Annotated in this window: 14 protein-coding genes and 1 riboswitch; of the genes, 3 read left to right on the top strand and 11 right to left on the bottom strand. The window is 40.4% G+C overall.

Annotated elements, in window-relative coordinates:
* Nucleotides 1–6: 6 nt before the first annotated feature.
* The 4 genes from ABE41_RS04755 to sfnG form a co-directional block, all read right to left on the bottom strand.
* The gene (locus ABE41_RS04755; protein ID WP_066287013.1) at nt 7–1,788 is read right to left on the bottom strand and encodes an IucA/IucC family protein; all 1,782 of its coding nucleotides are present in this window, start codon (nt 1,786–1,788) and stop codon (nt 7–9) included.
* On the bottom strand, nt 1,785–3,278 hold the full coding sequence (locus ABE41_RS04750; RefSeq protein WP_066287009.1) for a pyridoxal phosphate-dependent decarboxylase family protein: 1,494 nt from the start codon (nt 3,276–3,278) through the stop codon (nt 1,785–1,787). Before ABE41_RS04750 ends, ABE41_RS04755 begins: the two co-directional genes overlap by 4 nt.
* A 9-nt stretch (nt 3,279–3,287) precedes the next feature.
* Nucleotides 3,288–4,634, bottom strand: coding sequence for an aspartate aminotransferase family protein (locus ABE41_RS04745; RefSeq protein ID WP_066287007.1), 1,347 nt, complete (start codon nt 4,632–4,634; stop codon nt 3,288–3,290).
* Between the two features lie 329 nt (nt 4,635–4,963).
* Nucleotides 4,964–6,052, bottom strand: a complete 1,089-nt coding sequence (sfnG, locus tag ABE41_RS04740; RefSeq protein WP_066287002.1) for a dimethylsulfone monooxygenase SfnG — start codon at nt 6,050–6,052, stop codon at nt 4,964–4,966.
* A 231-nt stretch (nt 6,053–6,283) separates the two neighbouring features.
* Nucleotides 6,284–6,394, bottom strand: a riboswitch (SAM riboswitch).
* Nucleotides 6,395–6,537: 143 nt separating this feature from the next.
* On the opposite strand from sfnG, the gene ABE41_RS04735 reads away from it, so the two are divergent.
* Nucleotides 6,538–7,239 carry a DUF421 domain-containing protein gene (locus ABE41_RS04735; protein ID WP_066294631.1) on the top strand — a complete coding sequence of 234 codons (702 nt, stop codon included), beginning with the start codon at nt 6,538–6,540 and terminating at the stop codon, nt 7,237–7,239.
* A gap of 7 nt (nt 7,240–7,246) precedes the next feature.
* On the opposite strand, the gene ABE41_RS04730 is transcribed toward ABE41_RS04735, so the two are convergent.
* The 7 genes from ABE41_RS04730 to ABE41_RS04700 form a co-directional block, all read right to left on the bottom strand.
* Nucleotides 7,247–7,732, bottom strand: a complete 486-nt coding sequence (locus ABE41_RS04730) for a GNAT family N-acetyltransferase (protein ID WP_066287000.1) — start codon at nt 7,730–7,732, stop codon at nt 7,247–7,249.
* A 58-nt stretch (nt 7,733–7,790) separates the two neighbouring features.
* Complete coding sequence (locus ABE41_RS04725; RefSeq protein WP_066286998.1) at nt 7,791–8,600, bottom strand: alpha/beta fold hydrolase; 810 nt, start codon at nt 8,598–8,600, stop codon at nt 7,791–7,793.
* Nucleotides 8,601–8,709: 109 nt separating this feature from the next.
* Entirely contained in the window at nt 8,710–9,372 is a 663-nt protein-coding gene (locus tag ABE41_RS04720; RefSeq protein ID WP_066286994.1) for a type 1 glutamine amidotransferase domain-containing protein, read from the bottom strand.
* Nucleotides 9,373–9,432: 60 nt separating this feature from the next.
* Nucleotides 9,433–9,618, bottom strand: coding sequence for a hypothetical protein (locus ABE41_RS04715; protein ID WP_066286993.1), 186 nt, complete (start codon nt 9,616–9,618; stop codon nt 9,433–9,435).
* Between the two features lie 63 nt (nt 9,619–9,681).
* On the bottom strand, nt 9,682–10,527 hold the full coding sequence (locus tag ABE41_RS04710; RefSeq protein ID WP_066286992.1) for an aldo/keto reductase: 846 nt from the start codon (nt 10,525–10,527) through the stop codon (nt 9,682–9,684).
* 56 nt (nt 10,528–10,583) lie between these two features.
* Nucleotides 10,584–10,985, bottom strand: coding sequence for an HIT family protein (locus ABE41_RS04705; RefSeq protein ID WP_066286990.1), 402 nt, complete (start codon nt 10,983–10,985; stop codon nt 10,584–10,586).
* Nucleotides 10,986–11,492 carry an NUDIX hydrolase gene (locus ABE41_RS04700; protein WP_066286988.1) on the bottom strand — a complete coding sequence of 169 codons (507 nt, stop codon included), beginning with the start codon at nt 11,490–11,492 and terminating at the stop codon, nt 10,986–10,988.
* A gap of 200 nt (nt 11,493–11,692) precedes the next feature.
* On the opposite strand from ABE41_RS04700, the gene ABE41_RS04695 reads away from it, so the two are divergent.
* Together ABE41_RS04695 and ABE41_RS04690 are read left to right on the top strand one after the other, a co-directional pair.
* Nucleotides 11,693–11,929, top strand: coding sequence for a transporter suffix domain-containing protein (locus tag ABE41_RS04695; RefSeq protein ID WP_066286986.1), 237 nt, complete (start codon nt 11,693–11,695; stop codon nt 11,927–11,929).
* A gap of 21 nt (nt 11,930–11,950) precedes the next feature.
* Nucleotides 11,951–12,451, top strand: a complete 501-nt coding sequence (locus ABE41_RS04690) for a hypothetical protein (protein WP_066286984.1) — start codon at nt 11,951–11,953, stop codon at nt 12,449–12,451.
* Nucleotides 12,452–12,508: the final 57 nt, after the last annotated feature.

Here is a 12,508-nt window from a genome sequence, read left to right as displayed (position 1 = left end):
TAGAAACTAAATTCTGGTTGCATCTAAAGTCAACACCTTTTGCAATGGGTTTGGGATGTTCGTATAGACTGACTGAGTTTCCATTGAACCAACAAGCTCGTCCATGTCATGAAAGCGTGTAAGCAAGTTAGCTTTGCATGGCAGATGTTCAGAATCTAGCAAACTTCTTAATAATCCGGATTTGCCGCCAGTCAGGTTATCATGATGCAGCAGCCTGTTCCTTAACATTTTCATAAGCTCTGATTCTTCTATAAGACCTGCTGAACCGAATCCGTTGATCAGTCCGAACAGGTGATTCATGAAAAAGTAATAGCGGAACCGTTCTATGGCAACTTCATCGCTGCAGATCGTAACGCTCTTCCGATTCAAGTCAGGCACTTGTTCCACCAATAAATCCGCCTTTGATTCACTATAATAGTAGCCCTGGTTGTCACGATAATAGAATCGAGATGGATAGCCTCCTTCGAGCTGAACAATAGAGTTCTGCTGGTGAGCTTCAAGTGCCACACCATATGTTTCATACAGCCATAACAAAGGATCTAAGCAAATCGTTAAGTATTCTGAGAACCATTCTTTGCTTACTTCTTCGGTTGATCTGTTTTCTTTTTCGGCAAGATCCTGAATGATGGCTGCAATTCGCGAACGTCCGCCAAATCCATGATCCTGGCAAAGCCCCGCTAGCAAACTAGCATTTTGATCGTTCTCATAGAATGGATTTTCTCTGATTACTACTTCAAAGCCCGACGATTCTTTTTCCAAAGGTATGTTTAAGAAGGCTGGATCTTGAATGATTTTAAAAGTGGGAAATACCTCATTAAGTTCTTGCCCGATCTGGGACTGCATGAGCCTCGTCACTTCTACTCCACGATGAAGTTCTTTTTCTAAATTCACACGAAGAGAATTCGTGATTTTTATTGGAACAGAGAATTTGAACATGTATTTAAAATTTCGGTTGTACACAGATCGCATCGATGAAGTAGCTGAAAATGGTTCACCATATGGTCCCATGTAGCTCAGCTTGCCCACTTCTATGTATCTTTGTACGTGCTGATCGTTTAATAAAACCGGTACTTGTAAAGGATGCACGGGTATAAAGACAGACTGGTCATCCTGCTCAATTGTGTTGGTAAACTTTTCATCTTGTTTAAGAAGCTCCAGCGTAATCTCTTCTGCTGTCAAATCATGAGCCGAATCTTGAGCAACAATAGAACGGTCTGCTTTAAAGAAATGCAGCTGGAACGCACCTTTTAGTTCTGGTGAATAAAGTGCTTCTTGCTCCACATTCATGCCTTGCTTACTCTTTGGTGTCGGATGAAGCAGATGGCCGAATAAAAGAGACTGTTCTGCTTCAATAAACGTAAACTCACTTTGCTCTAACTGATCTGCGTCATCTTTACGTTCTTCTAAATAACGGTGAATGTTTCGGCAGCTAAGTATTGTGCGAAGCAGCAGCTCATCTTCTGCATCTTCCCGTTCTTGATCAATTAATAATTCTTTAGATAGAAGCGAAACCAATGTGACGTAATCAAGCGGAATCATTTTTTCATCCGTTTTATAAAAAACCGGGAAGTGGAATAAATGACGCCCTGTTAATGAATAATGCTTAACTGCTGCAAATAGGGATATTTCTTGATTTGTTAATGAGATCTTCAGCCATTTTTCTGGTGTGTCACCGCGCCATTCCACCCTAGCTGGATGATCTTCCGTGAAATTTTGTGTTTCTCTAAGGTAACAGTTTAAAAAACTTTGCATGCTTGCATTTTCTGCTCGTAATTTATGATTTGTCATTGGGTGATCCCCCTGTTTTCGTACTCTGCTGCAAATTGAGAAATGCTATGAAGAATATCTTCAATATCCACGATAGTCGTTCGCGGATTCAGCAATGTAAATTTCAAAAATACTCGGCTCTTCACTTTTGTTTTTGCAACCAATGCCGTACCTGTATGAAGAAGTTTTTTATAAATAAAAGTGTTAATATTGTCCCGTTCTTCAAGGTCATCATTTCTGTAACAGAATACAACGGCATTGATCTCCGGATGCATATTGCACACTTCGAATGTATCTTTTTGATTCATCACTTTAACCGTTTGTTCCGCAAGGTGAAGTGTATAATCGATCATGCTTGCAAAATTCTTTTCACCGACGATTCGAAGTGACATAAAAAGTTTTAATGCGTCAAATCGTCTTGTTGTCTGAACCGATTTGCTTACCAGATGAAAGAGTCCGTCTTCCTCATCGTTTTCAGGATTTAAGTAATCAGCATGATGCGCAACATAACGGAAGTTTTCTTTATTTTTCACGAAGAATGCACCGCAGCTGATCGGCTGATAAAACTGCTTATGAAAATCAATGGTGATTGAATCAGCTTGTTCAATACCAGCGAGTTTGTTCGAATGCTTTTTACTCAGCATCAATGCCCCTCCATAAGCAGCATCAACGTGCAGCCATAGACCGTTCCTCTCAGTTATCACCGCTATATCCTGAATCGGATCGATGCTCCCGAAATCAGTCGTTCCCGCTGTGGCAACGACACACATCGGATATAAGCCTTCAGACTTTAACCGATTTATTTCTTCATTTAATACATTGGCATTCATCTTTTTGTTGTGATCGGTTTCGATGGTTACAACTGCCTGTTCACCTATTCCTAACTGGAACGCTGACTTTTTCACCGTAAAATGAGCATCTTCAGAACAAAGAATACGCATCTTGCCTGCTTCAGGCGGAAGACCTTCCATCTTCACGTTCCAGCTCCACTCTTTTTCGCAGAAATGGTCACGTGCTAACAGTAATCCCATATAGTTGGATTGTGTGCCTCCGCTTGTAAATGTGCCATCTGCCGTATTCGGAAGTCCCAGTTTTTCGCTCACCCACTGGATCAGCCGTTCTTCCAGGTACGTGGCGCTTGAGCTTTGATCCCAAGAATCCATCGATTGATTTAGTACACCGATGATCAGCTCAGCTGCAACTGCTGGAATAAGCGGAGGACAATGAAGATGCCCTATACTTGTCGGGTGTGATACGTGTATGCTGTTTTTAACGATCTTTTCTTTCACTTCTTCAAGGACCATGAGAGGATCATCTCCATCTTTTGAAGCGATAGGCATGGCAAGAATTTCTTTTTCAATGTCATGTGGATGCTTTCCGTTAAAGGCATCTGTATTGTTTTTATAAAATTGGCTCAGCAAATGCTGTGATTCAAACAGGATGTGCTGAAAACTTTGCAATCCTGCTTCACTGTTATTTAGAAAAAAACGGTCAAAATCAGTTGTGTTCATTCTGCACCCCTATTTGAGCGCGGCTCTTACCGCATCTGTAAATATCGCTATCACATCATCCAGCTGTTCTTCAGTAATGATAAGTGGCGGCAGGAATCTGATGACACTTCCATATCTGCCTCCGACTTCCAAAATCAAGCCTCTTTTAAAGCATTCTTTTTGAATGCGGCTCGCTAGTTCAGGATTTGCCGCAAATGTTCCTTTTTGCCCCGACGGGATTTTTGGATTCACAATTTCTGCCCCAACCATCAATCCACGTCCGCGGACATCACCGATCTCAGAAATTTCATTTTGAAGAATAGTTAGTTCCAGCATGAGCTTTTCACCGAGCTCTTTCGCATGCTGTGATAAGTTGTTTTCTTTGATGTATTTGAGAGTAGCTGTACCAGCGGCCATCGCCATCTGATTACCACGGAACGTTCCGATATGTGCTCCTGGTGCCCATTTATCCAGTTCACGGTCATAGATCACAACGGATAATGGCAAACTTCCGCCAATAGCTTTTGATAAAACAACAACATCAGGAATGATGCCTGCATGCTGGAAGGCAAACAGCTCGCCTGTACGGCCAATACCTGTTTGAACCTCATCGATAATAAGCGGAATATTGCGCTCTTTCGTGATTCTGCGTATTTCACGGAGCCACTCAACCGGTGCAGGGATGGATCCGCCTTCACCTTGTACGACTTCCAAGATCATTGCTGCTGGAGGCAAGATTCCGCTTTCCGGATCATATAAAAGGTTTTCGATATATTTGGCACTGATCTTATGAGTGTCATCTCCACCCATCCCAAATGGACAGCGATATGCATACGGGTAAGGCATGAAGTGAACATCTGGCATTAGCCCTTGAACATTTTGTTTCGGCCCTAAGTTACCGGATAGAGCCATCGTTCCATGTGTTGCTCCGTGATACCCACCTTGGAAAGATAGAATGCTTCTTCTTCCCGTCGCTGTTTTTACGAGTTTGATCGCAGCTTCAATCGCATCTCCGCCAGTTGGTCCGCAAAATTGAATCTTTGCTCGTTTCGCGAATTCTTCTGGTAAACTATCAAACACTTCACTTACGAATTCTTCTTTTACTGGCGTCGTTAAATCCAGTGTATGTAATGGACGCTTGTCATGTAGCACTTTTTCAATCGCATCGATCACAACCGGATGATTATGCCCAAGTGCCAGCGTCCCTGCCCCGGCCAGACAATCTATGAATTTTCTTCCATCTGCATCTTTTACATAGATTCCTTCAGCTTCTTCTATAGCAATCGGTATGCGTCTAGGGTAGGATCTCGCGTTTGATTCCCGTTTTTCCTGCTGCTTCAGATAAAGTTCGTTCATTTCCATTTGTAAGGTGCTCATGTTTGCTCCTCCTTGAGATTTTGATTGAATTTAGATTACTGAAAATGATTCTCATTATTAATTACATGTATAACCTTAAATGATAATGATTATCATCGTCAATGATGAATTTTCCCTAAGTTCTTTCCATAAATTTTTAAGGCTGGTAGTGGCGCCTGGGTCTTAAGTCTTACAAACTGAAGAAGAACTACGATTTTAACCCGTGAACTGAGAATTGCTTGTAAAAATTTTAGAATCACTCGTAAAATTCCAGAATCGCTCGTAAATTCTATACAATACAAAACAAAAAAGCCGCCAATGGCGACTTTTTCTCAATATTCGTATCAAATCTAAACAAGCACTCCTTCTTCCTTCAATCTGGTTTCTTTTTCTTTCACCAGCGGTATCACTTTCTCCCCAAAGTCCTTCAAATCTTTTTCATAATGTAAAAAGGCTGTCAAAACAAGGTCCACTCCAAGTTGTTTCAGCTCAATAATGCGGTCAGCTACTTGTTCAGGCGTCCCGATCAATCCTGTCTTAAATCCATCATTGTATTGGACGAGATCTTCGAATGTTGAATTTGCCCACATACCTTCTTTTTCCTTAGAAGATTGCCCCGCTTCTTTTACAGCCTCTCCAAATCCTTCAACGGCTTCAACATCAGCGTTCGATACAATATCACGCAGTACTTGAACAGCCTCTTCTTCTGTATCTCGTACAATGACAAATCCATTGGCCGCATACTTCAAAGTACGACCTTCTTTCTTAGCTAATGCTTTTACTTCTTCGATCTGATTCTTAAAACCCTCAGTCGTGTTGCCGTTCATAAAATACCAATCTGAAACTCTCGCTGCCATTTCTTTAGCAGCTTTTGAGTTTCCTCCTTGAAAGATTGGAGGGGTTGGCTTTTGAACAGGTTTCGGCTTCAAAGGAGCGCCATTTATTCTGTAAAAATCACCTTTAAAAGTTGTCTCTTCTTCTGTCCAAAGACTTCTTATAACTCTAATAAATTCTTCAGAACGGCGATATCGTTCGTCATGCTCCAGCCACGGTTCCCCGTAGCCTGTAAACTCGCCTTTAAACCAGCCGCTTACTACGTTAATCGCAGCACGGCCACCAGAGATATTATCCAGTGTAGCCATCATTTTCGCATAAACACCAGGATGCCATAGACCAGGATGAACGGCTGAAATAAGATTAATCTTTTTCGTTACACTTGCCAGTGCTGCTGCAAGTGTAGCCGCCTCCAGCTGATATTCTGCACCATAGCTGGCAAAGAATCGCGTCTGAAGAAGTGCAAAGTCAAATCCTGATTCCTCCGCGATTTGTGCATAACGTTTATTCGCTTCAAATGTCCAGTCTGTTTCCTGCGGCAGCTTAGATACGACCAAACCTCCGCTTACATTCGGTACCCAATACGCAAATTTCAACTCACTCATTTATTTTCCTCCTCAAGGATTTTTCCCTGAATTGGACGCCATTTCACTTAAAATGATAAAATATTTAAGCGATACTGTGTCCTCCTCAAGGATGATAATCGCAGCCGGGGTGAAAGTACTGCCATACTTTCACTCCTTTTTTAATGCCGTCCACCTCCTTAAAATAATAAAAACCCCTCACTCCAAGAAAAGAGCGAAGGGGTTCGAATATCGAAAAAAGTACCCACTTGCTTCTCATCTTCGGAGCTTATTCCCTAAGCTTCCCTGAAATTGGCACCGTGCACAAATGTGCTGGTTGCCGAGGCTTCACAGGGTCAGTCCCTCCACCTCTCTGGATAAGAAGAAATTCGATTAAGTTTTAATTTAAAATTGATTGTAGCATACCTGCACGAATAGTCAAACTATTTTTATAATTTATTTCTGGTTAAAAAGTCATTTTTTACGACCATACTATATGCATCAAGAATTTACGAGGTGCTAGTATGCTGGATTTTTATCAAGCTCAAGAGAATTTATTGGCGATCGAATGGATTCTAAGGGCAATCGTTGCCTTTTTCTTTATGCTGTTTGCTGTAAAATTGATGGGACAACGATCTTTTTCACAGCTTCGTTTATTAGATTTCATTATGGCTCTCATCTTTGGAAACATCATTGCCCATCCGCTTTCTGACCAGCATCTTGGGCTTAAAGGTTCTCTTATCACAATGTCCGTTCTTGTTATTCTTTATGTGACTACAACCATGACTGGCCTTCATTGGCACCCGCTAAGAAAATTAATAGATCCGGCACCTATTCCGTTAGTAAAGAATGGACAAATTTTATATAAGAACTTAAAAAAAGCCCGAATTTCAATGGATGTTTTATTTTCTGAACTGCGAAAACATAGGGTAATAGATATTCAAGAAGTCGCACTCGCTTTGTTTGAATCCAATGGCACCATTACTTCATTTTTACAGCCGCAATACCAAACCGTTATTCAAAAAGATATAAACTTGCCGCCAAAGCCATTCGATTATCCTCAGGTTGTCATTAAAGAAGGAAAAATCAATCAACAAGAACTTTTGGAAACAGGAAAAAATGAGGCTTGGCTGTTAGATCAAATTCAAAAACAGAATACTATACTGCCTGATATTCTGCTCGCAACACTCGATCATCATGAACACCTTCACGTGATGTATTACAAGTAATTACATGTTATTTTGTACTCTTTTTACGCATAGCTTTTTCCAAAGGCAAACGCCACACTTCTTCCTCTCCAGACATTAGAGTGGTCTTAATGAATCCTAAACTCTCATATAGCTTTTTTGCATGATGATTATCCTGATATACGGTTATCCGGATCTCGCAGCACTGATTAAATGACTTTCTGATCCAAGCGATCATTTCAATAATAGCTGCCCTTCCATAGCCGATTCCTTGATATTTTTTATCAATGATAAACCCGTTAATCCAGTACATATCTGATGTTTCTTTTTCATATGCATGCATAATAAAACCAACCATTTTATCTTCAGCATAGATGGCAAAGGGCAGATACTCAACATCAGGTCCGTCTGGCTTAATAACTTTGGCTAGTGATACAGCAGGAATCGGTGCAAACTTGCTTTGTTCTTCCTTTACACGCAGTCCTAATGCTTCTTCCCAATTGTCGCGAGTTACTTTTTTTAACTCTATCTTCATCTTTTATCTCCTAAATTGTACTTTCCTCTTTTTTCTATATAGAACTGCTCGTTCCTCCTTATCCAATAAACTGGACAATTTCTCTGTTAACTTCTTCCCACTCTTCCCAGAACAGCCCATGACCGCTGTTATTTATCGGAACAAGTTTGGAATTTCGTATTCCTTTCTGCATCGCCAAAGCTAAAGGATATGGACAAACCTGATCATGAACACCATGCAGAATAAGGGTCGGGACTTGAATTTTACCTAGATCAGAAAAAAGCGATTCATCACGCAAAGAGCCTAAGACTGCTGCAGTCGAATATCCTGCAGCTTCTAAACCTAACTGAAAGAACCAGTCGGAAAAAGGAGCCGTTACATATTTAAAGAAAAAAATATCACCGAATCCTTGAAGCATTTTAGGCCGATCTTTATACGTATCAGAGATAAAAGTGTTAACTTCTTCAACGGTATGACCGAATGGGAAATCAGCGCGCTTCGTAAAACTAGGAGCTGCAGCACCAAGCAAAGCAAGTTTTGAAACCCCAAAGCTATTATGTCTTGCCATATACCTGATTGAAATCGCCCCACCAACAGAGTGCCCGACAAGCGTGAAATCCCGTAATTTCAATGTCTGAACAACTGCATAAATATCATCTGCCAATCGATCATATGAATAGCCCGAGTACGGTTTATCGGACTTGCCGAATCCTCTAAGGTCAATGCCGATACATCTAAAACCCATCGATGGCAGCTGATTAAACTGATACTCAAACAGCTTGTGATTCGCAGGCCATCCATGAATAAAAAGAATTGTTTTTTCAGCGCCAGGGTTAACATCTTCCACATAAATCCTGACGTTCTCCTCAACTCTAATATAGTACCCCACAAGAATTCCCCCATTTTAAAATGTCTTTAATAAAATACTCACATTTTTTTAATGGGTGAATAACTAAAAAAACAACCAGCAGAAGCCGGCCGTTTTGTAAATTTATATATTACTTCTTATCAAGGACTTCGATCATGCGAAGCGCTACACTTCTGCTGGACTGCGGGTTTTGTCCGGTAACAAGATTTCCATCTGTAACGGCAAAATCTTCCCATTTACCAGCTCTCTGAAATTCTGCACCAAGCTCACGAAGTTTTGTTTCGAGCAAGAATGGCACTTCTTTCGTAAGCTGCATTTCTTCTTCCTCTTCATCGGTAAAGGCTGTAACGATCTTTCCTTTTACAATAGAAGATCCATCTTTCAGTGTCGCTGTTGTAAGTCCAGCAGGTCCGTGACAAACACTGCCGATCACCTTATTTGTCTGCGCCATCTGGCTTACCACTTCTTTTAGCGCATCACTTTTCGGGAAATCAAAGACTGTTCCATGACCGCCAGGCAAGAAGATCGCATCATAACTTACTGCATCGTCTGCACTAAGTTCAGCTGTATCCTCCAGAAGTGATAATGCCTCCTTATATTGATCTTGTTCGACTTCTTCTAAGCTGTTGGGATCTAAAGGAATACTGCCGCCTTTAATACTTTTGACTGTAATGTCATATCCTTTATCACGAAATTCATTATAAGGGACTGCAAACTCTTCGAGCCAGAGACCTGTTTTGTTATTTCCGATATTTTGGTGGTTTGTTACGACAATCAATACGCGTTTTGACATGTTAGCACTTCCTTTCTGTCATCTACGTATATCATTTTTCCCGTTATTCTTTTTTTAAAACTAAGGGCATCGTCTAATCTGATCTTTTTTCTCTTTTAAATAGGCGTTTGGCACTTCCATCAAGCCTCCTTCATCTCCTTCATAACCGGTTTCTGAAACTTCAAATATAACGGAATCTGCTTTCACCTCTATTACCTTGACTTTGATCTCTTCAAAGATAAATTTATCTCCTGCAGTAAAATTCATATATCCACCTCATTTTTATGGATAAAAAAGCAGCCCCTCATTTGAGAAAGACTGCATTTGTATTTATTCAAACTGCTTATAAAATTCTGGATCGTCAGGATCAGCACCGTTCCGCTTGTCCTGATTAAGGGCGGAGATCCGCGTCATATCTTCATTCGTCAGCTCAAAATCATAAATATCAATATTTTCTTCAATACGGTGTTGCGTTATCGATTTTGGAATCGTTACAACTCCATTTTGGAGATCCCATCTTAAAATGATCTGTGCAGCGGTTTTATTGTGCTTATCAGCAATTTCTACTAAAGTTGGTTCCTCAAAAATTTCACCTTTTAGCAACGGACGCCAAGCCTCAAGCTGTATTCCCTGCTGTTTGCAGTATGTTAAAAGATCTTCTTGTGTCAGACGAGGATGATATTCCACCTGGTTCACCATCGGCTTAATCTCTGCATCTGCTATTAGATCTTCAAGATGATGCTGCTTGAAGTTACTTACACCAATAGCCTTTGCTCGGCCCTCGTTATAAATCTTCTCAAGAGCTTTCCATGTTTCCTTATACTTGCCAGGAACAGGCCAGTGTATGAGGTAAAGGTCAACATATTCCAGTCCAAGCCTTTCTAAACTGGCATCAAAAGCCGCTAGTGTTTCGTCAAACCCTTGATCTGAGTTCCAGACCTTTGTCGTGATAAAAAGGTCTTCTCTCGGTACATCTGACTCAGCGATAGCTTGCCCGACTCCTGCTTCATTGTTATAAAGACTGGCTGTGTCGATGCTTCTATACCCTGCATCAAGTGCCCATTTAATGGACTGGATGACTTCATCACCATCTTCTGCTTTATAAACACCTAAACCAACCCAAGGCATTTGAACACCGTTATGCAGCACCGCTCGATCATGAACACTCGTAACCATAAACGAATCCCTCCTTAGTCACCATTGTGGCACACTTTATCTAACAGATAAAAAGATTAGACTCCATGTAGCTTATCCGCTGTTTCAGCTAATCTCTTATGAGCACCATCCTGAATCGTTGATTCACTCCACGTAAACCCGTCATTTTCATACCTTGGAATAACATGCATGTGAAAGTGAGTCAGATCACTAAATTTTCCCCCATTTTGGTTAATTGTAATCCCATCCGGTTTTAAACAAGTGTTTAACTTTTCAGAGATCAGTTTGGCTGCATTCATAACGGCAAGTGTTTCTTGGTGCGTTAATTCAATAAGTTCTCTTACGTGTCTTTTCAGTAATATTAATGTATGCCCTTCATTAAAAGGATCAATGTCCAGAAAACAACGAACAAGTTCATCTTCATATACGGTATGTACAGGCATTTTAGCATTTGCTAAATCGCACCCTAGGCAACTCATTTAGATCAATCCCTTCAATCGTGCAAGCAGCAATCCATGCGCCAGCTCACTATCTTTCCAGATGCCTTGCTCAATATTGCGAAAGGCCCGCTCTATAGGAATATGAAAAGCTTGAATAGAAGCTTCTTTTTTCTCCAGTTTCTGCGACCTATATTCAAGAATGTCTTTCGTAAAATATACATGTGTAACGCAATTACTGTAGCAAGCACTCGGCTGAATGCTGCCTAAAAACATAGCATCCCCGCATACAATACCAGTTTCTTCAAGCAGCTCACGTTTCGCTGCTTCCCCAGGTTCTTCATTAACGTTTATACCCCCGCCTGGAAGCTGGATGATAATTTCTTCTACCGCTGGCCGAAACTGACTGATCAATATTAAACTATTATTTTCAAGGGCAACCATTACAGCTGCTTCGTGTGGTATCTCTTTTAAAGTAATCTTGCCAAACTCATCTTCAAAAACTTCTATCTCTTTATCTTTGCTTTGATATACAAGTTCTTTCTTCAATCGGTCCCCCACCTTTTATAACAGTGTCCTCTTAACATTATCCAAAGTTGGAAAATTTTACAACTAAGAATAAATTGGGAATTTTGACAAGTCTTCTTGTGAAAAAAACAAGCGGTTTTATACTATAAATGGATATGAGGGAACTTTTATGAAGACTTTTTCGTATTAACTATTAGACATATATAAAGGAGTTTTCAACCATGAAAAAGAAAACTGGAATTATATTTATCATACTCTCATTTGTCCTATGGATTTTTATTCCCATTATTCCCTTTTTATCATTTAGTGCTGCTGCCAAGACAGGCATCGTGAGTGGATTATTTATTGGAGGAGAAGTCTTCTTCTGGCTAGGTGCGCTTTTAGCCGGGAAAGACATTGTGAAAAAGTTTATCCAAAAATATTGGCGTAAGAAAGAAAGAGAGGATGATCTCTCTTAATGCCATTTAGGAGGCTTTTATATGAAAAGGTTGGCTGGAATCGTTACTTTGCTGTTTTTGTTCGGTTGTTCATCTCCTTCACCAGAGCTTGAAAGTTTAATGAAGGAATACCCTGACATACAAAAAGAATTGCACACTCTTCCAGACGAAGAATTATCACAAGTGAAAATTCCCAGCCATTTGCCCTTCATACCTGATTCAATCTCCTCAACAGTTGAAAAGAATGCCGGATTTCAGCCAAGGTTTGCAGAAATCGTATTCCATAAAGACAACAATGCCAGTTTAACTGCTACTACCTATTTTAATAGAGTTGAAAATATTGATCCTGACTTACCCTTGTCATTCAAACTAAAAGATGGTTCGATTGCAGATATGAGAATGAATCATGTGGATACGCGGGAATTAGTCTGGTCGGAAAAGAATCAGAAGCTGACTTACAAGATTACATTGAATGTTGTTCCGCAAACGAACAATCCATGGACAACAGAAGATATGATAAACATTGCAGAATCCATGAAATAAGGAGCTAAATATGGAAGAAATCCTTCTAGGTTTTATTTATACTTTTTTGATTGTCAT

This window comes from Fictibacillus arsenicus, assembly GCF_001642935.1.
Taxonomy (GTDB): domain Bacteria; phylum Bacillota; class Bacilli; order Bacillales; family Fictibacillaceae; genus Fictibacillus; species Fictibacillus arsenicus_B.
Note: the sequence above shows the minus strand (reverse complement) of the source record. Positions and strands in the feature narration are given on the sequence as shown.

Excerpts from the sequence above, each read along its gene's own strand:
- ABE41_RS04755 (WP_066287013.1), bottom strand. The coding sequence starts at position 1,788 with ATGACAAATCATAAATTACGAGCAGAAAATGCAAGCATGCAAAGTTTT.
- ABE41_RS04750 (WP_066287009.1), bottom strand. The coding sequence starts at position 3,278 with ATGAACACAACTGATTTTGACCGTTTTTTTCTAAATAACAGTGAAGCA.
- ABE41_RS04745 (WP_066287007.1), bottom strand. The coding sequence starts at position 4,634 with ATGAGCACCTTACAAATGGAAATGAACGAACTTTATCTGAAGCAGCAG.
- sfnG (WP_066287002.1), bottom strand. The coding sequence starts at position 6,052 with ATGAGTGAGTTGAAATTTGCGTATTGGGTACCGAATGTAAGCGGAGGT.
- ABE41_RS04730 (WP_066287000.1), bottom strand. The coding sequence starts at position 7,732 with ATGAAGATAGAGTTAAAAAAAGTAACTCGCGACAATTGGGAAGAAGCA.
- ABE41_RS04720 (WP_066286994.1), bottom strand. The coding sequence starts at position 9,372 with ATGTCAAAACGCGTATTGATTGTCGTAACAAACCACCAAAATATCGGA.
- ABE41_RS04715 (WP_066286993.1), bottom strand. The coding sequence starts at position 9,618 with ATGAATTTTACTGCAGGAGATAAATTTATCTTTGAAGAGATCAAAGTC.
- ABE41_RS04710 (WP_066286992.1), bottom strand. The coding sequence starts at position 10,527 with ATGGTTACGAGTGTTCATGATCGAGCGGTGCTGCATAACGGTGTTCAA.
- ABE41_RS04705 (WP_066286990.1), bottom strand. The coding sequence starts at position 10,985 with ATGAGTTGCCTAGGGTGCGATTTAGCAAATGCTAAAATGCCTGTACAT.
- ABE41_RS04695 (WP_066286986.1), top strand. The coding sequence starts at position 11,693 with ATGAAAAAGAAAACTGGAATTATATTTATCATACTCTCATTTGTCCTA.
- ABE41_RS04690 (WP_066286984.1), top strand. The coding sequence starts at position 11,951 with ATGAAAAGGTTGGCTGGAATCGTTACTTTGCTGTTTTTGTTCGGTTGT.